Raw genomic sequence first — 274 nt, 5'->3', positions numbered from 1 at the left:
GCTGCGGTCGATCTGCGACAGCGCCGCCATCAGCGGGCGCATCACCAGTGGGGTAAACACGGTGATTTCCGCCAGGATCACCCCCCAGATGGAGTAAAGAAAATCCACCGGCGGCAGGGTGAAACCAAAGGTCGCCATCAGCGTGCCGTTCAGCAGACCGGCGGAACCGTAGATGAACGTGAAGGCCAGCGTGATGAGGAAGGTCGGCATGGCGATAAAGGTATCGATCACCCGGGCGATCAGACGGCTGCCGGGGAACGGCGTGAACACCAGC

The 274-nt window shown here is 61.7% G+C and carries 1 protein-coding gene; it reads right to left on the bottom strand.

Annotated elements, in window-relative coordinates:
• Window positions 1–274, bottom strand: a 274-nt coding sequence (locus ACYYG1_RS17435; RefSeq protein ID WP_461211606.1) for a hypothetical protein, incomplete at both ends; no start/stop codon positions are given.

Source organism: Desulfocurvus sp. DL1XJH-121, from assembly GCF_054819825.1.
Note: the sequence above shows the minus strand (reverse complement) of the source record. Positions and strands in the feature narration are given on the sequence as shown.